This window comes from Herbiconiux sp. UC225_62 (genome assembly GCF_042694625.1).
Lineage (GTDB): Bacteria > Actinomycetota > Actinomycetes > Actinomycetales > Microbacteriaceae > Herbiconiux.
Window position 1 is genome coordinate 440,514 of sequence record NZ_CP170551.1, and the last position, 22,450, is coordinate 462,963.

The 22,450-nt window shown below is 65.4% G+C and carries 28 protein-coding genes; 1 reads left to right on the plus strand and 27 read right to left on the minus strand.

What is annotated here, in order from left to right; all coding sequences use genetic code 11:
• Positions 1–138: 138 nt before the first annotated feature.
• Complete coding sequence (locus tag ACFJGU_RS02205; protein WP_382307255.1) at positions 139–963, plus strand: serine protease; 825 nt, start codon at positions 139–141, stop codon at positions 961–963.
• A 42-nt stretch (positions 964–1,005) separates the two neighbouring features.
• Here ACFJGU_RS02205 and ACFJGU_RS02210 read toward each other — a convergent pair whose 3' ends face one another.
• From ACFJGU_RS02210 to ACFJGU_RS02340, 27 genes are all read right to left on the minus strand, one after another.
• On the minus strand, positions 1,006–1,674 hold the full coding sequence (locus ACFJGU_RS02210; RefSeq protein ID WP_382307257.1) for a hypothetical protein: 669 nt from the start codon (positions 1,672–1,674) through the stop codon (positions 1,006–1,008).
• Between the two features lie 10 nt (positions 1,675–1,684).
• On the minus strand, positions 1,685–3,232 hold the full coding sequence (locus tag ACFJGU_RS02215; protein WP_382307258.1) for a right-handed parallel beta-helix repeat-containing protein: 1,548 nt from the start codon (positions 3,230–3,232) through the stop codon (positions 1,685–1,687).
• Positions 3,233–3,335: 103 nt separating this feature from the next.
• Positions 3,336–3,845, minus strand: coding sequence for a hypothetical protein (locus ACFJGU_RS02220; protein WP_382307260.1), 510 nt, complete (start codon positions 3,843–3,845; stop codon positions 3,336–3,338).
• A gap of 84 nt (positions 3,846–3,929) precedes the next feature.
• Positions 3,930–4,664 (minus strand): hypothetical protein, encoded by a 735-nt coding sequence (locus tag ACFJGU_RS02225; protein WP_382307261.1) that lies wholly within the window; start codon positions 4,662–4,664, stop codon positions 3,930–3,932.
• On the minus strand, positions 4,654–4,869 hold the full coding sequence (locus ACFJGU_RS02230; RefSeq protein ID WP_382307263.1) for a hypothetical protein: 216 nt from the start codon (positions 4,867–4,869) through the stop codon (positions 4,654–4,656). The genes ACFJGU_RS02225 and ACFJGU_RS02230 overlap by 11 nt, the downstream gene beginning before the upstream one ends.
• Positions 4,856–5,179, minus strand: coding sequence for a hypothetical protein (locus tag ACFJGU_RS02235; protein ID WP_382307264.1), 324 nt, complete (start codon positions 5,177–5,179; stop codon positions 4,856–4,858). The genes ACFJGU_RS02230 and ACFJGU_RS02235 overlap by 14 nt, the downstream gene beginning before the upstream one ends.
• A 28-nt stretch (positions 5,180–5,207) precedes the next feature.
• Positions 5,208–6,209 (minus strand): hypothetical protein, encoded by a 1,002-nt coding sequence (locus ACFJGU_RS02240; protein WP_382307266.1) that lies wholly within the window; start codon positions 6,207–6,209, stop codon positions 5,208–5,210.
• A 65-nt stretch (positions 6,210–6,274) separates the two neighbouring features.
• Positions 6,275–6,757, minus strand: coding sequence for a hypothetical protein (locus tag ACFJGU_RS02245; protein WP_382307268.1), 483 nt, complete (start codon positions 6,755–6,757; stop codon positions 6,275–6,277).
• A gap of 103 nt (positions 6,758–6,860) precedes the next feature.
• A complete protein-coding gene (locus tag ACFJGU_RS02250) occupies positions 6,861–7,754 on the minus strand; it encodes a hypothetical protein (RefSeq protein ID WP_382307270.1) in 894 nt (297 codons plus the stop codon).
• Positions 7,751–8,863, minus strand: coding sequence for a hypothetical protein (locus ACFJGU_RS02255; RefSeq protein WP_382307272.1), 1,113 nt, complete (start codon positions 8,861–8,863; stop codon positions 7,751–7,753). Before ACFJGU_RS02255 ends, ACFJGU_RS02250 begins: the two co-directional genes overlap by 4 nt.
• Before the next feature lie 16 nt (positions 8,864–8,879).
• Entirely contained in the window at positions 8,880–9,701 is an 822-nt protein-coding gene (locus tag ACFJGU_RS02260) for a hypothetical protein (RefSeq protein ID WP_382307274.1), read from the minus strand.
• A complete protein-coding gene (locus tag ACFJGU_RS02265) occupies positions 9,694–12,303 on the minus strand; it encodes a hypothetical protein (protein ID WP_382307275.1) in 2,610 nt (869 codons plus the stop codon). Before ACFJGU_RS02265 ends, ACFJGU_RS02260 begins: the two co-directional genes overlap by 8 nt.
• Before the next feature lie 19 nt (positions 12,304–12,322).
• Complete coding sequence (locus ACFJGU_RS02270) at positions 12,323–12,748, minus strand: hypothetical protein (protein WP_382307277.1); 426 nt, start codon at positions 12,746–12,748, stop codon at positions 12,323–12,325.
• Positions 12,703–13,089 (minus strand): hypothetical protein, encoded by a 387-nt coding sequence (locus tag ACFJGU_RS02275; protein WP_382307279.1) that lies wholly within the window; start codon positions 13,087–13,089, stop codon positions 12,703–12,705. Before ACFJGU_RS02275 ends, ACFJGU_RS02270 begins: the two co-directional genes overlap by 46 nt.
• A gap of 112 nt (positions 13,090–13,201) precedes the next feature.
• A complete protein-coding gene (locus tag ACFJGU_RS02280; RefSeq protein WP_382307281.1) occupies positions 13,202–13,726 on the minus strand; it encodes a hypothetical protein in 525 nt (174 codons plus the stop codon).
• A 56-nt stretch (positions 13,727–13,782) separates the two neighbouring features.
• Entirely contained in the window at positions 13,783–14,202 is a 420-nt protein-coding gene (locus ACFJGU_RS02285) for a hypothetical protein (RefSeq protein WP_382307283.1), read from the minus strand.
• Positions 14,202–14,555 carry a DUF5403 family protein gene (locus ACFJGU_RS02290; protein ID WP_382307284.1) on the minus strand — a complete coding sequence of 118 codons (354 nt, stop codon included), beginning with the start codon at positions 14,553–14,555 and terminating at the stop codon, positions 14,202–14,204. The genes ACFJGU_RS02285 and ACFJGU_RS02290 overlap by 1 nt, the downstream gene beginning before the upstream one ends.
• Positions 14,539–14,886: a hypothetical protein gene (locus tag ACFJGU_RS02295; protein ID WP_382307285.1), complete on the minus strand. Its 348-nt coding sequence runs from the start codon at positions 14,884–14,886 to the stop codon at positions 14,539–14,541. Before ACFJGU_RS02295 ends, ACFJGU_RS02290 begins: the two co-directional genes overlap by 17 nt.
• Entirely contained in the window at positions 14,886–15,281 is a 396-nt protein-coding gene (locus tag ACFJGU_RS02300; protein ID WP_382307287.1) for a hypothetical protein, read from the minus strand. Before ACFJGU_RS02300 ends, ACFJGU_RS02295 begins: the two co-directional genes overlap by 1 nt.
• Before the next feature lie 3 nt (positions 15,282–15,284).
• Entirely contained in the window at positions 15,285–15,647 is a 363-nt protein-coding gene (locus tag ACFJGU_RS02305) for an SAP domain-containing protein (protein ID WP_382307289.1), read from the minus strand.
• On the minus strand, positions 15,647–16,699 hold the full coding sequence (locus ACFJGU_RS02310; RefSeq protein WP_382307291.1) for a major capsid protein: 1,053 nt from the start codon (positions 16,697–16,699) through the stop codon (positions 15,647–15,649). The genes ACFJGU_RS02305 and ACFJGU_RS02310 overlap by 1 nt, the downstream gene beginning before the upstream one ends.
• Positions 16,700–16,714: 15 nt before the next feature.
• Positions 16,715–17,125 carry a hypothetical protein gene (locus ACFJGU_RS02315; protein ID WP_382307293.1) on the minus strand — a complete coding sequence of 137 codons (411 nt, stop codon included), beginning with the start codon at positions 17,123–17,125 and terminating at the stop codon, positions 16,715–16,717.
• 12 nt (positions 17,126–17,137) lie between these two features.
• Positions 17,138–17,782, minus strand: a complete 645-nt coding sequence (locus tag ACFJGU_RS02320) for a hypothetical protein (RefSeq protein ID WP_382307295.1) — start codon at positions 17,780–17,782, stop codon at positions 17,138–17,140.
• A gap of 67 nt (positions 17,783–17,849) precedes the next feature.
• Positions 17,850–18,893, minus strand: a complete 1,044-nt coding sequence (locus tag ACFJGU_RS02325) for a hypothetical protein (RefSeq protein WP_382307296.1) — start codon at positions 18,891–18,893, stop codon at positions 17,850–17,852.
• Between the two features lie 8 nt (positions 18,894–18,901).
• Positions 18,902–20,296, minus strand: coding sequence for a hypothetical protein (locus tag ACFJGU_RS02330; RefSeq protein WP_382307298.1), 1,395 nt, complete (start codon positions 20,294–20,296; stop codon positions 18,902–18,904).
• Positions 20,297–20,312: 16 nt separating this feature from the next.
• Complete coding sequence (locus tag ACFJGU_RS02335) at positions 20,313–22,028, minus strand: hypothetical protein (protein ID WP_382307300.1); 1,716 nt, start codon at positions 22,026–22,028, stop codon at positions 20,313–20,315.
• Entirely contained in the window at positions 22,028–22,297 is a 270-nt protein-coding gene (locus tag ACFJGU_RS02340) for a hypothetical protein (protein WP_382307301.1), read from the minus strand. The genes ACFJGU_RS02335 and ACFJGU_RS02340 overlap by 1 nt, the downstream gene beginning before the upstream one ends.
• Positions 22,298–22,450: the final 153 nt, after the last annotated feature.

The following is a 22,450-nucleotide window of genomic DNA, read 5'->3' on the forward strand; positions in this document are numbered from 1 at the left end:
CGAGGGGGTCGCTGAGTTCGAGGGCGGCCGGCTGAGGTGCAGGGCTCGATCGAGGTGGTCACGCATCGTCCCGACCGGCGCACTATGAATAGGATCGGGCGGGAGCCGCCATTGTCGGAAACAACCTGCGGGGGTCCTATGTCGATTGCAGTGCACAGCGTTCTGGCGCTCTACACGGAGCTGCTCTGGGATGAAAAGGTCCTGGCCACGGGGACCTCGTTCTACGTGGAGCGGGGTGGACTGCACTTTATCGTGACGAACAGGCACAACGTGACAGGGCGAAACAACGACACCGACGATCTCTTAGGTCGCACCGAGCCGAACCAGATCCGCATCTCGGGCATGACCGCGCAGGGAAAGATCACAACGTTCGCTCTGAGGCTCTATCACCAGAACGGTCAGCCTGCATGGCGCGAGCATCCGACTCTAGGACCTCGAGCCGACATCGTCGCTATTAGGTTTGATCACCTGGGCGAAAAATTTATGCCCATCCCTATACCCAACAACGAGATCGACGGGATACCACCCGGATCGAATGCCGACACGAACCTCGGGACTCTCGCGCTCGCGCCCGGCTCCGAGCTGATGGCAATCGGGTATCCCTTCGGGCGCACGGGAGGCGCCCAGGCGCTAGGTATCTGGATACGAGGAACGATAGCAACCGAGCCCGATGTTCCGTTCGATGACCTTCCAATGTTCTTGATGGATGCTCGAACTCGACGAGGCCAGTCTGGATCGCCGGTGTTCTTTCATTCATCTTCTGGCGCGGTGCCATTCAAGGGAGGCGACGTGAAGCTAGGCATGATGGGAGTTCCCTACACGCAGTTCGTTGGCATCTACTCCGGGCGCATCTCGGAGGAGGCTGATCTCGGAAGAGTGTGGACGGCCGAGGCAGTGCGAGCTGTTTTGGACTCTCCTCGACGCGGTGTGTCACGGTTACCGACAGGTCAATTTGAGAATTGAAAGCCTCGTCGCTGTCTCTCGAGAGTCAGGGGCTCGGGGCGTTTAGTCGAGGCCATTGAACCGGAACGAGTCAAGCGCGGCGGACGCCGTGGAGGAGTTGCGGGGAGCGCGCATCCCGAACCCGTGCCCGGTCAGTCCGGCTGACACACCCGGATAGGGGAACTCGACGCCGTTGATCGTCGCGACGGCGGTTGTCCCCACCACCCGCAGCTTGATGGTGTCTCCGGGGGCGCAGGCCACTTCGGTCGTCACCAGCGTGTTCAGCGTGCCGCCCACGACCTGCTGCAGTCGCCACCCCAGGGTGGTTGAAGCGACGAGTCGCAGCTGGTTAGTCGCGTCCGCCAGCGGCGTTGGGACACGGGCGATGATCCCGGTCCCATCGGTAGTGGCCGCTGACGCTCCCAGCGCAGCGAGGGTGGCGCTCACTTCACCATCGGCGATCCCAGTGTCGACGATGGTGATGAAGCTAGTCGTTGAGCCTGGGGTGTGGGTGGGCTGTGCGCGGCCAGCGACCACTCCCCAGAGCCCGGAAGCGCCGGTGATGTACTGCCATTCCCGGTCCACGTTCCCGTCGGCTGCGGTACCGATCGGAACTTGGTCCACTCGAGCGAACTCGTCGCGGATCACGATGAGTCCCGGCAGCCCGGACTGAGGCAGGTTGTCGTTGTCGTACACGCCATCCCATCGCTGGGCGTATCCCTGTACCGTCACGGCGCGCCTCCTAGACCATGTTCCCGGTGACGAAGGTCGTCACCGACTGGTTCGAGGACAACCCCATCGACGCGACCGCGTTCTCGTCGAAGTTGTTGTCCTGCACACGCGGCTTGGTCCACAACGGGGTGCCGGTGGTCTGCACACCGTTCTGCTGCGTCTTCGACCCGGCCGCCCGGGTGTCCCACACGTTGTTGTGGACCATCACGAGGTGATCCAGGATCGTGTTCACGAAGGTGATGCCGTCGCGGTAGGTGGCGGACGCGTTGGTGCCGTTGTCGAAGATCTGGTTGCCCTCGATCACCGTGCGCTTCGGGCCCGTGCCGGACGAGATCAGGATGCCGGACTCCTGGTTCCGGAGGATCTGGTTCCCACGAATCGCCAACGCCGGCCCCGCAGACGAGCCGTACACCCGCACCCCGGGACCGTAGTTCTCGAGGATGACGTTCTCCTCGATCTTCGGCGACAACCCGGTGGTCTTCCGGAGCACGACGCCGCCGCTGTTGATGAACTTCGCCGATGTGTTGGGGTCGATGCCGTTGCCGTTCTTATAGATCAGGCAACCGCGGATCTGGGTGATGTCGTCGCCGTCGAGGGTGAGGGTGTTCTCGTCGATCAGCACCCCGGCGAAGTCGTTGTAGGCGAAGACGCAGTTCAGCAGCAGCGGAGCGGTGGCGCCGGATGCGAAGAAGCCGTCGTAGCAGCCGGCCGCGTAGTGGTTGACGACGCGGAGCCCGATGGGCTTGTATCCGCCTGGCTTCTCCGGGTAAGCGGAGAGCCGGCTGGTGGACTTCTCGACGAAGATGCCGTGGGAGTGGCAGTTCAGCGAGATGCAGTTCACGAGCGAGATCGACTCGTCCTCCCACAGACCGGTCGCGAACCCGAACCCGGCACCGGTCGACTTGCGGTCGGTGATGAACCGGCCCGCGTCGATTGCGTAGCAGTCGGTGAAGTAGGACTGCTTCAGGAAGTCGACACCGAACGACGTCGCACCCGAGTGCAAGATCGTGACCCGCGCGAACCATGCTCGGATCATCCGCTGGATGAAGATGCCCTTCACCTTCGTGGAATCACCGGACGGGTCCGCGGTCTGGTTGGCGCAGTCGATGGTGAAGTCCTCGAACACGCAGTCGTAGTAGTCCGGACCGTCGTATCCGCTGGTCAGCACGCCGCGGATCGCTGGGTTCGGACCGTACGGCAGCAGAGTCGTCGAGGTGCGTCCCGCGCCGACGAGGCCGATGCCGGAGCATCCGTACCAGTTGATATCGGTGTTGAGTCTCCACCGGCCCAGTGGGAGGTAAACCTGCCGGGGTATGCCGTCGATGAGGTACATGGCGTGGAGCGCGGTGACCGCTCGCTGGATCAGCGGTTGGGCGTCGAGGATGCCGTCGTTCGGCAGCTGCTCGTCCGCGCCCAGGTCGAGGTATCGGCGAACGTCGTGGAGCTTCCGCTCGATCGTCACGGTCTCGTGCGGGTCGAGGAACGTGCGGCCGTCGCTGTAGACGGCGAACGGGTCGTTGCCGTCGTTGTCGACCGGCGCACCCCACACCCGTCGCACGGTTTCGACGATCTGAGGGATGCGGTGGTCGGATCCTTCGACGACATCGCGGCCTGCGAGGTCCGTTGTGACCGCGATGTCGACCTTGCCGGGGATGTCCTGCTCAGCTACCGCCGTTCCGACAGCAGATGGGATTCCGGCTGCGTCGGCAGCAGCAGATGCGGCCGCCGCCTCTGCCGCTGCTCGGGCTGCGACGGTGGCCCCAGTAGTTCTCGAACACCTGCTGCACATACGCCGGAATGGTGTACTCGTCAGACGGGGCCGCCTCCACGTCGATCAGCTCGCCGTACTTCACGGTCAATACATCGCCGGGCACCTCGAGCACCCGAGTTCGCTGGATCACTCGTGTGCCGGATGCCGCAGTGCCGCCGGAAGGCTGCAGCCTCTCGAAAACCTTGATCGCCTGCCCAGCGGGAGGAACGATCTGCGTCCACGGAGAGGTCCCGTCGGCGAGGTAGAGCTCTCCCCCAGCGACCTGCACGACGTACGGGGTTCGGGAGACGTACGCCCCCTCGGACGTCCCGAACTGCGCAGTCACCTCGACTACGAACAGACCTGTTGCCGGTGCCCCCGTGGAGTCGAGTACCGGGCCGGTGATGGTGACAGACGCCATGGATGCCTCCGGGAATGAGCGAAGCCGCGACGCGCGCGACAAGGGGTCGGACAGTGGGCCGCTCTCGCGAGCGCTGAGGTGTAGTCAGTCGGCGGGGAGCGAGGTGATCCGGTTGGTCTCCCGCGCGTCGATCAGAGGCGTGTTGGGGACGATCACGACACCGACCGCCGCGAGCCCGGCCAGGAGGATCTGCAGCCATTCAGCCGTGGTGACGCCGTTCGAGAGCACGGAGGCGAGAGCGGTGAGTGCGGCGCCGAGGATGGCGACGATGAACTTGAAGTAGCGCGCCACCCCCTGGTCGAGGTTGGGCACGAGGTAGACGCCGACGGCCGTGATGATCGCGATGCCCACGTTCACGAGCTCGGCGATGGTCACGACGTTGTCGGAGAGGGCGGCGACGAGGATCGTCACGGCCGAGGCGATGATCAGCAGGATCGACTTCGAGTAGGTGGTCAGCATGATGTCTCCTTGGGGAGGGGCGGGGTTGCGGGGTTTGGATTCGATGTCGAGAGGCCGGTCTGCACCGCGGCGCCAGTTGCGCCAGAGCACCCACACGAGGCGCCAGACGGTGATCACGAGGCCGGTGTAGACGGTGGGGCGGATGATCTCGCGGCCGGGGTAGCTCGAGCCTGTCCACCGGCCGAGCGCGTTGAGCACGAAGAGCGCGATGAGTGCCCAGACGAAGTACATGAGGGCTTTGCCGGCCTCGGTCTTGCGCCAGTTGAAGAAGGTGGCGTAGGAGATACCGAAGACGATCGCGCCAGCGCCGGCGACGCCGATCTCGATGTCTCCGATGAGGTTGAGGATCTCATCCGGCATGCCGCCCCCTTGGTGTGAAGGTGACTTGGATGTCGTCACCGAAGTGGTTGAGCGCGCGGCGCTCGACGAGGCGGCTCGATAGCCGACTCACGTACGGGTCCTGCGCGCGCACCCGGGAGAGTTCGGCGTTGGTCTGCTCGCGCAGCTCGATCGCCTCGTTGACGTCATCCGGTATCGGGACCGGAGGCTTCTTACGCCACCACATCGGTACCCCCTGGGGGTCGCGGCAGAGTGTCGCCCATCGTCGCCGGGTTTGCGGTGCGGAAGAAGTGCTCCGCGATGCTGTTGCCGTCGACGAGCTTGCCGTTCTGCGACGCGAGCTCGTTGTTCAGCTTGCGGGTGTCGAGCGCGGTCTCTTTCCACTCGTCGCCGCGCTTGTTTGCCTGGGCGAGCTCGCGCTCGTGCGATGACCGGGTGATGATGCGCCCGGTGGCGAGGAGCCAGTAGAACAGGATGATGCCTCCGAGGAGCGCCCCTATCGGGGATAGCGACCAGAGGCCCGGTAGCTCAGGCATGATGCCCCCTCTCAGGGTCGAGAGGGGGTTACTGGCCCTTGGGCTTGCCGTCGACGCTCGGTCGCATGTCTGCGGGGAAGTCGTCGTCGAAGAAGCCGATCATCTTGCCGGGGTAGGCCCACCAGAACCACTGCCAGGACTTCCGATCCATCTGGCCGGGGAACCGCTTCGCGATGTCGCTGTTGTCGTAGTTCGTCGGCTGCAACCCGTATGCGGTCACGTGCGCGAGCTCGAGCGCTGTGACGTCCATGGTGCTGTTCAGCCGGACCGCGGTCATGTCCGGGTAGATCAGCGCCGACGCGACGTTCGTGCCCTTCTCGTCGTCGTAGTTCCGGAGGATGCCGGCGTTCTTCGTGGAGTCGTCGAGCGCCATCTGCCCGAGCAGCGCGGCGATCGACCCGAGCGCGTTGAGGAGGTCCTGTGCGTTGGCCATGATCTCGTCCCATTCCTTCTCTTCGGGGGTGCGGTTGTCGAACGGGGCGGAGTGTTCCCCCGCCGTGGTGGAGCCGCCTCCGAAGACGGCGGTGACGATCTTCGAGAACGGCCGGAAGTCGATGTCCGGGTCGGCGTCGCGGTAGATCTCGTAGTGCCAGATCTCCGACGAGATCGCGCGCTTCATGCCGGCGCGCTCGGCCCAGTAGTCGAGGCGGTCGTAGTCGCTGCAGTCGATGTCGGCGGCGACGCCCACGGTGTGCTTTGAGGCGTAGACGCCCGAGTACGGGTTCGCGGCCGACGGGGTGCCCTCGTCGCCGCCGGTGGCCAGCCAGAGCAGGTACCGGCCGTACTGGTAGCAGACCGTCGAGCGGCCGGAGAACGTCTGCGAGGCGCTGCCACGGTTGCGGCCGATCGCGATGTCGGAAAAGACACCGAAGGGGCGTCCGGCCTCGTTGAGGTGGACGTAGATCCCCTCGGCGCGCAGCTGCGTGAAGATCCACAGCAGCCGGAACAGGAGGCTGACCGAGTTCTCGTTGTCGCGGTCGAAGAGGCCCTCCTCCCACTCGGAGAGGTCGTTGCCGTCGACGAGGCTCATGCGCGCTCCTTACACAACGAAGGACCGCCGAAGCGAGCCTGGTGGGATTCCGGTTTGTGGAGGGGTCACGCGTGTTCGAAGATCATGTTGCTCATGGAGAAGTTGTTGTTCGTTCCAGGGTCACCGAAGACCGTCACCACGCCAGCGGTCGAGATGGTAATCAGCCCGGGAACAGCTGACGTGCCCCAGAACATGCCCGCGCCTTTGAACGGCCGGGCAGGCCGGAAGCCTGGCAGGAAATTGCCGGGCCCGTCGTTGTTCGAGAACGGAGTGACCTTCGTGATGGCGAAGTTCGCGGTGACGACACCATCGCGACGGGTGATCTGCATGTCCGCGTGGTTGCCGTATCCGGAGAGGTATGAAAGACCGACGGCGGTCTGGCGGGGCATGGAGACGAAGACCCAGCCGCCGCCCGTGTAGAGGTAGCCGCTCCTGTTGCCGTCCGTCTCCTGCCAGAACAGGCCCTCCCACGGGTCGCCCAAATCCGGCCAATCGGGGTGCGTGAACGACGTCCTCTGCGACGCGGTCCCGGCGATGTAGTTACCCATGAAGGCCGCGTAGTTCGAGACCTTCGTGAGGTCGCCCGAGAACGTTGCGGCGGAGACGGCAGCCGCTTGCGGCTGTGACTTAGCGCCAGGTGTGGTGGACATCTCAACTCCAACTGATCCGCAACCGCCCCGAGAGGCCGTCGCTGCTGACACTTCTGTACTTGTGGTACCCGCCGGTGGCAGTTCCGATGCCGCCCGGATTGGACTTCAGGTACTCCCCGAACGCCAGAGGAAGATCCACCCACCCATCCGCATCAAGCGGCACGGCCGAGTCGACGGCCACGTTCCCGCCGGGCTTGGCGGGCGACGAATGCACCCCGAACGTTGGAGCGCCACCAGAGGCGAAGTAGCGAGGCAGGTAAATCTGGATCCTGGTAATCGTCGCTGCGTCAGGGATGGTGTCGGCAACGGCTGTGCCGTAGAACCAGGCGCCCGTGTTGGTGTCGGATGACCAGACTTCGGCGGTCCACCATCCACTCCCCGAGCGCCAGGAGCCCGAATCGATCGCGGGGAACTCCAGGTCAGTGACCGGCTTCACCGGATCGGTTGGGTTGACCGGCGCAGATGCTGCTGGCGAGGTGAATCGCCCTTCCACGATTCCGCCGAGGGGCCAGTTGATGGCCACGAGGTCGCCGATCGCTGGTTCATCGTAGGTGTCATACGCGCGTAGGTGTGTGCGGAGGACTCCGTCAGTGGTGCGCGCATCGAGGAACAAGGCGCCAGAACCGTCGATGCCGAACGCTTCGACCGTCGCCTCCGGCGGCTTCGGCTTGGCAGGGCCAAGCAGGAGCATCTGGTTCCCGATCCGCCACACCCTCACCGGGTCGCCGGGCAGGGGTAGGTAAAACCCCAAGTTGGGGATGGTGACTCGCTCGAAGTTTCCGGTGTCGACGATGCAGAGGCCGGTTGCATCGTCATTGCCGATGTATGTGCCGGCCAGCAGCTCGTTTGCGGGTATGTCGGCGAAGCCCTTTGCTGTCGCAGTGCCGGCGCTCACAGCAGCTTCGCCTCCACCTTCATCGGTCCCGTCGTCGACAGGGCGATCTTCTGGATACGACCAACAGTCACGCTGCCGTCCACGGAAGCCTCCAGTCGCACCACGTCACCCACCTCGAGGCGAGGGTCGGGGAGCATCTCGATTGACGCGATCGTCGTCTTCTGCTGCGACACGATCGCGAGCCTCGACTGCGCGTACGCCCTGGCCTGGTCGACCGATTTGAGGTACTCGGAAGACACGTAGTACGGGATGCGCCCCCAGGCGCCCTGCGAAGCCAGCCCGTACCGGAGTCGGCCCTCCGTGATCCTCGCGTCCGCGATTGCCGTGACCATGTCGCCGTCCGTGATGCGCACCACCACCTGGTTGTAGACCTGGTCCGCGTCCCATTCCGACACTGTGTGCGAAACGATCTGTCCCTCAGGTCCATCGTGGAGCGTCGCCACCACAGCACCCGGCGTGAAGGGGCGGATGGTGAGAGTGTTGTCGGCTCGAAGATATGGGGACCCGCCGAGCACGTCACCGAGATCGAAGACTGCGTCGAGCCGGTTCTCCTGGTAGGTCACGGTCTGCGGCACGTCGACGTCAGGCACATTCCGAAGAATGGGCCAGCCGGTGAGGCGGGCGAGCTCACCCCATGCGGTTGCCGCGGTCGGCGGCTGCCCAGGTGTCACGAACCGCTCGCGCATCGTGATCGAGAACGCGTCAGCGACATCCACCGTGATCTTCTCGCCTGGGTAGAACACTCGTCCCGCCAGCACCATCCGCTGCCGGCGAACGTCTCGCGGCTTCTGTACCACGAGGCGACCCAGTCGCACGGAGCGGGAGAAGTCGCCCATCGTGATCTCGTACTTCAGGTCAAGCCACGCACCGAACGGCGCAAGCCAGTCCGTGAGCTTCTCCGGGGCAATCGAACGACCCCAGTCGTCCTGATAGACGAGCTCGACCTTGCCGGAGCAGAGCACCTGCTGAGAGCCGTCCCACACGAGGTCGATGCTCGAGCATTCGATGCCCTCCGCGACCCGGTCGAGGCCGACGAACAGGTCAGCGGTGATGCGTCGAGTCGTGGAGTCGGTGAGGATGTCCGCGAAGAGAGTGTCGGTAGCTCGCACGCGGTCACCCCTTCACTTAGTAGTCCCTCGAGGCTTCCTGGTACGACGGATAGGCCGCTTCGAATTCGGCGTAGGAGCTGTAGAAGTCCTCGAAGTCCTGATAGGTCAGCAATGCCCGGACGATCGCCGGGGCTGGCGGTGCCACCTCGTCTCCCACGAGAGGCCAGTCCGATGACGGGTCGACGCGCTGCTTCCGGTTGTAGGGCTGTTGAGTCGGCGCCGACACGTTCGCGAACAGCACCCCTGGGAGTGGGATCACTCCGGATGGTCTGATGCACACCACTCCCGTCACGATCCGGTCGTAGCCGCCGAAGAGCGCGTCGAACCGTGCTGACTCTCCTGGTGTGAGGGTGATGCAGTCCAGTGGGATCTTTGTGAGCCCCTGCCGCACCCCGCCGATCATCACCCCCACCGACCGGTTCCTGACGCGCAGGAGCTCGGACTCGATCTCACGCGTCAACTCGGATGCTGCGTTGGGGCCCATCATCACTCGTACCGCGGACTCCGGGTCCAGCGGGTTATGCCACCACGCGGTCCCTCTGGTGAGCGCGGGGAGACGCACGGACGCCTGCTCCGAGTACCCCACCGCGTTGCCGCCGCCGTCGAAGTACTGAGCCAGGTAGGTCATCTCCCGATCGAACGGAGCCTCGTAGTCGCGTCGCGTCAGCTCCGAATTGACGTCGAGGTCGACCATGCCGCGCACCTTGAAGGTTCGCCCTTCGCTGGTGCGCGACACGGTCACCGTTGCTGCTCCCACCGGCGCCGGGCCAGTGATGAGCAGATCGACATACGGTGCCGGAGCGCCCGATGGGAATGCGACCGCCTGGATGCTAGCCATATCGGTTCACCCCACCCTTCACCTGACGGACGGTCTCGTTGTCGTAGCTCGCGACAACGTCATCCGCGATCACTCGCGCGCGCGTCAGAATCGATCCGTCCTGATCCACGAGCATGATCTCGTCGGGGAAGGAGACAGCGGCCGCACCGTTCGCCGCGGTGGAAGTGGTTGCCGCTCCGGTCCCGCCGATGTAGGCGCTGGCCGCGAGCTCGTTCGCAGCCGCCTGCACCGTGCTGGTCGTCGATCGCATTCCGGATGCCAGCGCGAGACCGATCGCTTGACCCGAGTACAGGGACCATCCCCGTCCCGAGAACGGACCCACTCGCGCCGGCGAGAACGGCAGGAAGTCACGGACAGCCGATAGGACACTGCCGATCGCGTCGGTCGCAGCGCCCACCGCTCCACGGATACCTCGAGCGAGACCCTCGACAATTGATCGTCCCGAATCGACCAGCCATGAGCCGGCACCACTGAACAGGTCGCGGAGTCCGCTCCCGAGATCCCGGCCGATCTGGGTGACCTTCTCGACCGAGTCAGAGAAGATCGAGGACACGGTGTCAGTGAATCCTTGCCAGATTCCGCTGATCGAGTCGCCCATTCCTCGTGTAATCCCGATGATGTTCTGGGAAAAGTTGGACCAGTCGCCGGTGATGAGCGCGGTGAAAGTCGTCCAGATGACCTGCGCGATCCCGAACGCGGCAACGAGCACCGTCGAGATGACGGCTGCCAGAAGCTGCACCCCTTGACTCAGAATCGGTAGGAACTGAAGCAGCGGAGTCAGCGCCTCCAGCATCTGCACGATCGCGGGGGTCAGGGTGACGAACGCGGGCAGCAACGTTTCGAGCAGCTGACCGGCGATCGGGGCGACCGTGGTGAGCATCTGCGCGAAGAACGAGATCAAGCTCGGTAGCAGTGGAGTGAGCTCGATGATGGCTTCAACGAGCGGCGGGATCACTTCGTCTGCGATTGACAGCAGAGCTGGAGCCAGTGATTCGATCGACTGGATCAGCGCGTCACCGAGCACCGGGATCAGCGGGGCGATGTTCGCGAGCAGGTCACTGAACAGTGGAGCTGCCGCTGACAGGGCCGCACCGAGGACAGGACCCAGCGTGGCCGCTAGATCGCCGACGACGGCACCGAGAGTACCGAGGGCAGCTGCCACGGCCGGCAAGGCTGGACCAATGGCAGCAAGGCCCGTCTTGATGCCTGCAAAGAACATCTCCAGGCCGTCAGCGAAAGCTGGTTCCTGGAGTGCTGCGGCAATACTCGTCAGCAGCCCACCAAGCGCCTGGCCTGCAATCGTGAGAACGGAGCTGATCGTCGGCGCGAGGGTGGCGATCGCATTGCCGATCGGCACCAGGCTCGCGCTCAGAGCCGACGCTCCGGCGTTCGCGCCTTCGAAGATGGTCGTGAGAGCTGTCTGGAAGGCTGGTCCATTGACGATTCCAGCGATAGTCGACATGACCGATTCGAAGGTTGCGAGCCCACCGCCCCCGGCCGCCATCGCGGCTTGGTCGATGCCGCCGAAGATCTCGATTGTTGACCCGACGATCGATCCCAGCTGGGTGATCGCGGTCATAGCTGACGTCACCCAGCTGTCCAGCTGGCCGTTGCCCGCGACCGTCGTGATCCAGTTGTTGAACTGGATCGAGATGTCCGAGAACCATGTACCGATCGATGGCAGATACTGGCTAGCGAAGGTGCCGAGGGTGGCGATGCTAGATGCGAATGCGTCCATCCCCACGGTTGAGTTATCGATGCCCGTCGACAGAAGCCCGAGCATGTTCGCCAGAACGTCTCCGCCAAAAGCGGCCTGGAATGATGTCGCGATCGATGCTGCCCACGCGCCGAGCGAGTTCGACGCGGCAGCGAGTCCGTCGCTGAGTTGCGGGAAGACACCGTTGACGAGATCGAGGATTGGCTGGCGGGCGCGCGCCCAGAAGTTGTCCTGGATCGTCGCCTTCAGCGACGTCCACACCGGCTGCAACTCGGACAGCTGCTCCTTGGCCGCTGAGAGGGCGACAGCGAGCGTGATGCCCGCAACCCCGGCGGCGGCCAGAAGGCCTGGCACGGGCGCAGCCAGCGCCACCAGGGACGCCACGGAAGACCCGACCGTCGCGATCCCGCCGATACCCGACAGGATCAAGCTGACCAGCGACCCGACCGACGTCGCGACCAGAGCGATCTTCGGCAGGTTCTTATCGATGTTCGACAGGCCGCGGCCGATGTCAGCGAAGGTCGAGCTGACCAACCGTGCGCCGGAGAGGCTCGCGAGGATGGTGGCCGCGCGGGCGACGGACGCCTTGCTCACGTCGACCGCGAGCTTGACCCGGCGATCGCGGGCGGTCTTCGCGATCTGCGCGGACGCCGCGAGAGTCTTCGCGTCGACCTTCAGGTCCGCAGCCCGCTTCTTGATGTCGTCGCGCAGCTTCCGGACCGCGTTCTCAGCCGGGCGGGTGTCCGCTTCGACCTTGATGTTCGCGGCCATCGAGCCTTCGACGCGCTTGAGCATCTGCCGCACGTCTTCGCGGAACTTGGTGGCGTTCGGGAGCACCCGAATGGATACGCGACCGACTTCCTTACCCGTGTTCGTCACCGGCATGCGGTCACCTCTTTCGGGGTCAGGAAGTGGAGCGCACCATCTCCCAAATCGGGAAGTCCGCGATCGTGCTCGACGCCGCCTTGCTCGCTGGCATGTCGGGCTTCGCCGCCGGCCTCGGATACTTGGGGGCGCTGATCTTTCCGCCCCAGATCTCCGCGTTGGATGTCATGGCGTCGCGGACCGCGTCGAAGACGTCGGCGAGGACGGCGGTCTCGCTGGACCAGCCGAGCCACCGGTCCCCCATCACCGCGGCGCGGTAGCGGGAGCGGGGCACGCTGAAGAGGGACTCTGCGAGGTCGAGTGCCCGGCGCGGCGTGATGCTGCCGCGCCAGACGTCGACGAGGTCGAGCTGGAAGAACTCCTGAAAGTCCCCGCGTAGCTCGACCCCGTGCTCATCGATTAGGCCGCAGAGCCCATCGATTCCCCCATGGCCGCCAGGTACCACATCGCGAGGTTCGTGACCTCGCTGACCGAGTTGGGGCCTGACGCGAACGTGATGTATGCCTCCTCGTTGACCGCGACGGGGATGAGGCCGCGCTGCATTGATGCAAGAGCGCGGAGCGACTTCGCGTCGTTGGTGACCTCGAAGGTGTTGTCTTCGTCTTCGAGATTGATGCCGAGGTTCTCGAACGCCTCCGTCAGCAGGGCCGTGAGATCCAGCCGGTCCCATGACGGCAGCGACGTCACAGGCTTCAGCAGGTCGGCGCCGGGCGGTGGGGCTGCTTCCGCGGCGAGCTGATCGCTCTTGGACGGAAGGTGATCCTGCGGCTTCTTCGGGGTGGTCATTGCGGACCCTTTCTGCGCGGACCGAAGGGGGGTCTCCCCGCCAGGCGGGTCCGCATTCCAGCACCTGGCGGGAAGATCTGTTACGCCGCCTCGAGGGCGGGGTGGAACCACTTCATGACGCCGTCGAGCTCGTCCGAGGAGAGCACCGAGAACGCCAGCGGGATCTCGAAGAACTTCGTCGGGTCGAAAGGTGGGGGGCGTCACCGATGCCGATGGACACGCGCGGGAAGTACACGCCCATCCGGTCGATGCCGTCGAGGCAGAGGATGAACAGAGCCTTCTCGACCGGGGTGAGGGTCGAGGGCACGATGTACCCGTCGTCCGTGTCGATCGCGCCGTTGAACGCGAGGTCGAGGGTGAGCTTGTCCATCTGCAGCGAAGCGATGGTGCCCGTGTAGGTGGTGTCCGAGTACGTGGTGCGCAGTGCGGGCGTCCACCAGGAACCGGTGGTGGTGGCCTCGCCGCCGTTCTTGCTGAGCGAGACGTTGTTCTCGCGTGACGTGTGGCCGGCGGCCTCCCACCCGGTGCCAGGGGCGGCGGGGGTCATCGTCTTGTAGGCGGGCGGGGCGGTGTCGACTGCAGCCAGGAAGGGAAGTCCGCGACCAGGCAGGAATACGGCGTCTCCGTCGAGGGCCATGATGGTGTCTCCTTGGGTTGGCGGACCCGGCCGTTCGGCCGCTGGAGACGGGGTGATTACTTACTTGGTCGCAGCGTCAGCGAGAAACTGCCTGCGTATTGCGTCACCCACTTGGACTCGACCTCGACGGTCGCGACGCGGGTGAAGATCGATTGGTCCTCGATGTCGTTGACCGATCCGACGTCCTCGACGATGTTCTTCCCGGCGAACGGGTCGGCCCACTCCCAGATGGCGCCGTACAGGCCGCGGGCGAGCGCTTTGGCGTCGTCGAGGTCGTCGTCGAGGATGTTGATGTCGAGGGTCGCGATCCACGCCGAAGGCGGTGCGTGGTTGTCGACGGCCTGCCCGACAGAGATCCGGAACGTGACCAGCGGGAACTCGTCCCAGGCGTCGGCGTCGATGTCAGGCATCACGGTCACGCCGTCCGGCACTGCGGCGTCGAGGAGCTTCTTGGCGAGGACTTCGGCGTCGATCATCAGAGCATCCCCCGAGCCTTCGTCATGATGTACTGGCCGGGCACCCACCGGATCGTGCCCGTGGAAACCCGCCGAGACCCGGCGTGCTTCTTCCGCCGAATCCTTACCGGATAGTGGCCGTACTCGATGGAGATCGCGGCGGGGTCGGTGGCAGACACGAGGCGGTCTTTCACGCCGTTGCGGCCGCGGACCTTCTTGATCTCGAGCGACCGCATGTAGTTGCCGGTGAGGCGGTGCCGCGCGGCGACCATCTTGACCCGGCCGAGCACGACGAGGGCGGCGAGGTCCATGGCGGCTGACTCCCCGGCGATGCGCGCCGCGATGATGCCGGCGGGCTTATAGACCTGCGCCATCCCGGGCACCCCGCTTCACGATGATCACCCAATGGGGTGTGCGGACGCCCATCGCGAAGTGCTCTGGTTCTCCCACCGTCTCCCACTCGAAACCTTCGAAGTAGACGCGGGAGAGGTAATCGCCTGGCCAGCGTCTGATGGAGATCCGGCGAGTCACTTCGAGCTGCAGGCCGCGGCTGATGCGCTCCGCAGAGTCGAGGGGCTGGATGTTGCAGCGGAGCGTGACTCGCTCACCATCCGCGATGGGCTTCCGTTGGCCGAGGCTGCCTCCGGTGAGCACGAACTTCTGCAGCTGGAGAGCGTGCTTCGGCTTGTCGAGGAGCCCGGCCATCAGCCCCAGCCCCGATCGAGGCCCAGACTGAATGTGCCGGGCAGCCCAGATGACTGGGCGCCGATGAGGTCGTCGATGTCGTCCTGCGTGAAGTTCAGTGCGCCGGATGCGACCTCGGCGCGCTTGCCGTAGCCGTAGGTACCGTCGTTCTCGGACGTGAACCCGTCCGGGTTGCGTGCGACGCGCAGGACCGCGTTGGCGATCGCGCGCTTGTAGAGGTTCGCGGTCAGAGCACCGCTGGAGAGGCGCGATTCGATTTGCGCCCCCCAGCGGGCATCTGCCTTGTCCACGGCATCCGCGATCTGCTGGGTGATGTACGCCTCGGTGAACTCGGAGAGCAGGTCGCCCTCGTAGCGCGCGGCGACATCGTCCGGCGAGACCTGTACGGATGCCATGGGTCACTCCTCTTCGGTGTCGTCGCCAGCGGGGGCGTCGTCACCCGAAGGTGCGTCGTCCTCGTCGGCGCGCTCGGCGTCGTCCTCGTTGAGGCGGGCGACCAGCTCGTCGTGCTTGCCCGAGGTGGGCAGCTCGCGCTTCTTGAGCAGCGCTTTGAGCTCGTCGTTCTTCATCTCCGCGTAGGACGTCGCGGGGGTGTCGTCGCCAGCGGGGGCGTCGTTCTCCTCGACCTCCTTGAAGGCCTTCGGGTTGGTGACGAGATCCGTCGCCCAATCCGGGACCACCGTGTCGGCCGGCAGGGTGATGAACGCAGCCTTGTCTTCACGCCACACGTGCACATCGGTGGCGAGTACCCGGGCGCCCATCAGAGCACGTCCAGGGAGACGGTCCCCTTCACGCCGGCCGTGGAGCCGACGGGGAGGAAGATCGAGGATGCGAGGACCTCGATGCGCTCCGGGTTGGAGTCCTTGAACGCGGCCGCGAAGATTCCGGCCTGGTCCCCTCCGCCGATGCCGTAGGAGTCCTCGAGCGCCTCGGCAGGCACCCCCCAGAGCGTCTGACCGACGGGACCGGTGTCACCGACGAGTCCGGTGTTCCGCGACGGCACCAGGATGAAGCGGTCGTTGGGGATCACGCGGCGTGTGGTGCCGGTGACATCCTCGTACTGCTTGTCGTAGGCCACGACGTCAGTGAGACCGTAGGCGGCCAGCACCGACAGGACCTCGCCCGGTGCGATCCGGGTGAGCCCCGAACCGCCGTTGCTGCCGCGCGCCGCCGCGATCACGGAGGTGTTGACCGCGAGGGCGTTCAGCACGTTGGTAGACGTGATGGCGGTGTCGGTGGGCCCACCGTTGAGGGTGTTGTAGTACGCCAGAGCCGACAGGATGTCGGTCAGCGGGGTCGACGCGATGTTCGACCAGACGGTGCCGGCGGTGATGGTGTTGCCACCGGGTCGACCGAAGTCGATGACGGTGGTGAGGCCGTTCTCTGCCGTCAGGGTGACGCTGCCGTTCGCGATGAGGTCACCACGAGCGAAGATCGCCCGGATGGCCAGCGACTGGCCGCTGAGTAGCGCCTTGCGCTCCACCGATGCACCGATGGCGTCGTCGGAGGCCTGACGGAACCGCAGCTGGTCGAGCTCGTTCACGCGGAGCATGATGCTCGCGGCCGGAAGGGAGCCCTTGCGAGATCCGACCGACTTCTCCTTGCCGAACGGCGCCGCGGCGTCGAACGATCGGAAGGAAGCGGAACGGGGCAGCGCGAGGACGTCGGCGTCGAGGTCGAAGTCCAGGGTCTGGCTCTCGACGCTCGGCAGGAACGGGGTCAGCGCATCCGCGGCTTCGACCGCGTCTGCAGCTCCGCGAGCGACGGCCGTGAGGTCCGCCGCCGTGCGGAAGGTGTCGTTGTAAACTCCCATGTCTTCTGCGCCTTCCTAGAGAGTGATGAACGAGAACGCGCACACGGAGGGCGACGCGTCGTCGATGGTTCGGTGGGCTGCGACGGGGAGGTTTGCCGGGATGATCGGACCCTCGATGATGCGGGGGAAGATCAGGGGCGTCGCGAGGGTGCCGTCCTCGTGGAGGATCTCGAGCGGCGCGGCGGTGATGCCGGCGATCTTGATGCCGGCACCTGCGACGTAGGGGATGTAGTAGTTGCCCGACTTGGAGAGCACGATGCCCGCGGGAACCACCTTCGTCACTGCGTCGTAGTGGGTGCCGCTCGTGAGGGCCGACACCTGCAGCGTTCCGGACTGCGCGGTGTCGAACGCGTTGCTGCCCGGGCCAACCCAGGTGTAGTCAGCGACGGCCGGCGCAGGAACGGAACGGATCGAGAGATCAGTCATTTCGTTGCCTTTCTAGGCTTTGGATTTGGTGAGGGACTCGCGGGTTTCCTTGCGCTTCTCCGCGATCGAAGAACCGCTCCCGCCACCCGCTGCCCGCTGCCTGGCGAGTGCCTCGGCGACAGGATCGGGGGTATTGCCGCTCGGGGTCTTCGTGCCGAACACTTCGGCGAAGGCCTTGAGCTTGTCGGCGTCGATCGCGCCTTTGTCGTCCGTGAAGGACTTGGGGTCGACGTGCGCGAAAGCCGTAGCGACTTCCTCTTCCGTCTTTCCGGTGAGGGCCTGGAACCGGCCCTGCACCGCGTCTTTGAGGTACCGTTCGGCGCCGATGTTCTCGCCGTCGCGGCGAGCTTCCTCGATCGCCTTCTCCTGCTCGGTGGCGTTCTCCGCCTTCAACCGAGCGAGCTCCGCGGCGTCGGCTTTCAGCTGCTCGTAGTCCGAGAACCCCTCGGCCCTCTTCTGCTGCTTCTTCGCCTCGTTGCGCCAGTACGCGGCCTGCTGTTCCGGTGTCATGTCGGTCAGCGGGGTGTCTTTGGGGAACCCGAGGTCATCCGGGTTGCCGCCACCGCCTCCACCGTTCTCGGTCCCTTCGGGCGGGTCCACGAAGCGGAGGTAGGGGTTGCAGTAGATGCGCTGCCCGAAGGCGTTGATACGGAACATGGTGACCTTCCAGATCGGATGGATGAGCACCCCAGAACGGGGCGTGACCGGCCGCGGTAGCTGGAAATCACTTGGGCAGGTTCGCAAGTCCTGCGGTGAGCGCCGCGACGTGCTCGGCGGCGAACTTCTGCGCCCGGAATAGGGCCACCCGCTTGACGCTGAGGTCGCTGTTCGCGTCCATGGCGCCCGGCTGAGCCGCTAGTTCGGCGTAGGCATCCTGGATGTCGGCGAGCTTGCTCTTCGCGTCGTCGAGCGCGGCCGTGTAGTTCGCGCGGATCGTCTCAGGCGTGGGCTTCTCGTACTCGGGTCGCCCTGCGTCCGCGGCTGACCGGAAATGGTCACCCTTCTTCACGAGCACCGGGCCGAGCTCGCCGTGCTCGTTGATCGAGATGCGTGTGTTCTGCAGGTCTTCCGCAGCGGTGCTGCCGGCCGCGGCGTAGATCTTCTGCAGGTCGTCGTCGTTGAGACGGAACCCGGGGTCGTCACCCTTCGTGATCGGCAAAGTGTCGCAGTTGCAGGACGGCCCGTGCAATGGCATCAGGTCGTCCGTGGAGTACACGCGTGCGGAGGCGACGATGCAGAGCCCGCACGTGCCCGATTTCGACAGCTCGGGGTGCACGATGCGCCGGTAACCGATGACCTTCGGCGCCGCTTCGTAGATGCGCCGCTCTTCGTCTCTGGTAGCGAGCTTCACATCCTGAGTCGCGAGGTGTTCGAGGCGCTCATTGGCAACCTTCTTCGCTTCCTCGACGGTGGCGCCCTGCGACCGGGCGTACACGTACTGCTTCGCTGGTCGCGAGTACACCTCCAGCGCCCCGATGCCGTTGCGGGGGTAGAAGTCCCACATTGGCGGCACAGTTCGCGGGGTCGCATCGAGATCCGCGAGGGTGATGCTGGTGTAGCTGCGCGCCAGGGTGCGTGCTTGCCGCGTCGCGGCGGCCACGAGCGTCGCTGAGCGCGCAGCCTGCCCGATGACGAGGCTCTCGTCGTACCAGCCGTCGAAGTCTCCCCAGAAGCCCAGCAGCAGCTTGATCAGCTTCAGGATCAGTGACTGCTGCTGGGCTGAATGGGAGGTGCTGACCTGATCGAGTCGCTCGAGCGATGCAGCCATGCGAGCTCCTACCCAGTCGGCGCCAGAGTCGCTTCGAACGCCTCATCGGACTTGTACTGGCGCTCCTGCGCGGCCTCGCCCGGCGTGAGGCCCATGATCTTGCGGTTGATGTACCGCTGCGACAGCCCGCCGGCCTTCGCCTGCGCGGAAGCGGAAGCCTTGTCGGTCACGGACGACCGGTCGACTGCACCCCAGTCGATCTCGATCTCACCGAGCGCGGCGCGGACGGTGTCGCCCATCGCGGCGAACGCGAAACTCTGCGACAGCGTGATCGGCATGTCGGCGCGGTCGATCCACTCCTCGACGGAGTCCTGGAACGCCTCTCCCCCAGCCTTCGCGCCCTCCGCTGACGAGTTCGCGGCGTCAGGCGACAGGATGTAGATCGGAGTGGAGGTGACAGCTGCGACGGTCTTCTGGTCGTCTTTCACCGCCCCGAGGATCGGGGTGATGTCGGCGACCTTCGACTCCCACACCTCCATCCCCTTCGGGATGCGCCAGAACGCGGCCGGTCCTGCCTTGAAGATGTCGTCGTAGTCGACCTTCTGTCCGGCGAGCTCGTGGCCGTCCGGGTAGTACTCGGGCAGATCGCCGACGATGCCACGTTGGATGAACGCCTGCATCGCGGTGATCGTGAGCCGGTCGCGGATCGTCTGCGTCACACGGTCGAGGCTGTCGAGGTGCTTCTCGAACATGCCCTTCCCGCCGGGCCCTGACATCTTGAAGACCGGGACCTGGTCGGTGTAGCCGAGCGGGATCGGGTCGGTGACCCACGCCCAACCGCGACCCGGCGACCACTTCCGTCCGCGATCCGGCACCGACGATCGCTTCGCCTCACGGAACGCCTGCCGCATGTAGCCGGGGCGGAACAGGGTCAGGATCTCGACCTGGTTGATCGGGTCGAACCCGACCTGCAGCGCGGCCTCGCTGAGCCAGTCCTGCAACGCATGCTGCCGCGTGACGGTCGAGAACCCGTTCGAGCGCACGATGAGTGGCTGAGCGTCCGGAGAGGGCTGCTGCGGGCCCGTGGTGGTCAGGTAGGCCTGCCCGAAGGTGCCGGCGTCGGTGAAGAAGTCGCGTACCCCGACCTTCATGCCCGACCGCTTCCACGTCGCCCACGCCACCGCGTCACCATCGTCGTCGTCGGGCGCCGCGGTGCGGAAGCCCTGCGGCTTCATCCGCGACACCTTCGTCGACACGATCAGATCGGCCATGTTCAGCCGTGACGTGTGCAGGAAGCGACGGTAGGCGTCCCGCATGCTCTGATCGGCCTCTTCCGGCAGCGCGTTCGTGCCATCGGCGTACGACCGCAGCTTGTGCAGGCGAGGCAGATCCGCGCCGAAATCGGCCGCGAGCTGCATCACCCACCAGTCGTCGGTGCCAGGGATGCTGGTCTCGTTGAGCATGAACACCCCTTCGTCGTCATCGCACTCGAACCGGGACGGCCGTGCTTGTGTCATCGGCCGGTTTCTTCGCTTCGAAGTCCGCGGCCGCCTGGAACGCCAACGCCGCGGCGACAGCCGCGTCGATCTTCTTCGGAGAGTTCTTCTTCTCCTTGCCGATGACGGAACCGCCTCGACGGGACCACACACGCGCGTTCAGGAAGTGGCGGGTCATCACGCGGCCGAGCCTGGAATCGTCGTCGTGCGACATCGTCCCTGACGCGATCGCGGTGCTGAGCAGCTCGAGCGCGTCGGCCATCTGCACGTCACGCTTCGTGTACCAGGCGATCTCGTTCTTCGTGCTGGCTTTCACCTTCAGGCGTTCGCCGTACTCTTTCGCCCAGCTCCGCACCCAGTCCTGCCAGTACGGCGGGTCGGCGTAGAACCCGACGACCTTGTACTTCTTGAACGTCTTCGCCACAGCTGCGTCGACGGCGTCCTGGTCAACCTCCCACTGGTCGGCCTCGGGTCCGTCCGGCTTCTCTTGGATGTGGAGCGGGAAGAGGTACCGGTCGCGGACGCGGCACCCGATGAGGGCTGTCGCGTCGTTCGTGAGGGACCCGTCGAAGCCAAGCGTGATCTCGTCGCCGTTCCACGGCCGCACGAAGTCCCAGACCAGCTTCAGCTTCGCGGTCAGAGCGCGGCGTGCGCGGATGCCGCGGGGCGTCCAGTCCTCCGGGTTCACCCACGCGTTCTCAGCGGCCACGACCGCGTTGAGGCGCATGCGGCGGGTACGAGATGCCTTCCGGCGAGGGTCGTACGCTTTCGCGACCAGGTCATCGAGCGAGTTCCAGGCGATCGCGTCGCCGTACGCGTCGACGAAGCCGGCGCGCAGCTCCTGCTCGTCGCGGAGGTCCTTCACGTCACCCCACCGGTGATCGAACAGCAGCCGCGGCTTCCGCGCGCGCCCCTCCTCGATCATGTCGGCGTACTCGAACGTTTTCTCAGCCACCGACTCCTCGCCGGGCTGGAACATGGTCGTCGTCTCGATGTACCACGGCTCCGCGTCGAGTCCGCGCTTGCCGAGGTTGTCGTTGACGGTGTCGTACATCTCGTGCAGTTGCGGGGTGTTGTAGAGGTGCGTCTCGTCGAACACTACGAACGTCTCGAGGCCGCCATCCTTCGACGATGCGCCCGACGTCGACCGGATGATCTGCCCGCCGCCTGGGATGACGATCTTCGACAGGCCCGCGATGACGCCCCACGCCTGCAACTCGAACAGCGGAGCCGCTGACGACGTCAGGTTGTAGTGGATCGTGCCGTACGTGTTCCCGGTCTGCTCTTCCTCCGTCGCGAGGATGCGCACGAACGGTGCCACGACCGCGCGGCCCATCGGCTCACCCTTGGCGTAGGTGTAGACCCGACCGAGGTACTCGTAGGTCTCGCCGCCCTGCGCCCACCCAGCGAACCGCGCCGGCCCGAACGCTTCGAACAGAGCGAGCTTCGCGGCCAGCCCCGACTTGTCGCACCCCTTCGGGCGAGACAGGAACACCGAGTCATACAGGCGGCGGCCAGTGGCCGCGTTGAGGGCGTACGCGTCGACCACGAAGCCGTAGTACTCGTCGCCGAACACCGGGTGCTGCCCAATGACACCACCGGTGCCGTGAACGGTGAACGTCTCCATCCACCACACAGCCAGATGGCCGAGCGAAACCGTGCGATCGTGGCCGGGCGCCGTGATGACCCGGCGGGGCATCAGCCCTGACCAGCGACCCGGGCTCGACGCTCGGGATCGATGCTCGTCACGTTCGAGCCCGTGACGCCCTGCTGCGCGCGCGGAGTACCCGACTCAGGAAGACCCGTGCCGATCTCCACCCGCAGCCTCGACCGATCCTCCGGCGTCGCACCGAACTTCTGCACCCGCAGCCGCACCTCGGCAGCCTGCTCAAAGCTGCCCGTCGTCCACATGTGGTGATGCATCAGCGCCGTGTCCAGAAGGAAGTCCCAGTCGGGCCCCGTCATCATCCGCAACGCCTGAGGCGACGACCGCCAGTTCTCCCACCACGCACGAGTCCGCGGATGCCACGCAACACGCTTCCCCTTGATCGTCAGAACCGGCAGAGCCGGACCCCGCTTCTTCCCGTCCGAGACGAGCTTGATCGAGTCCTTGTTGTCGCG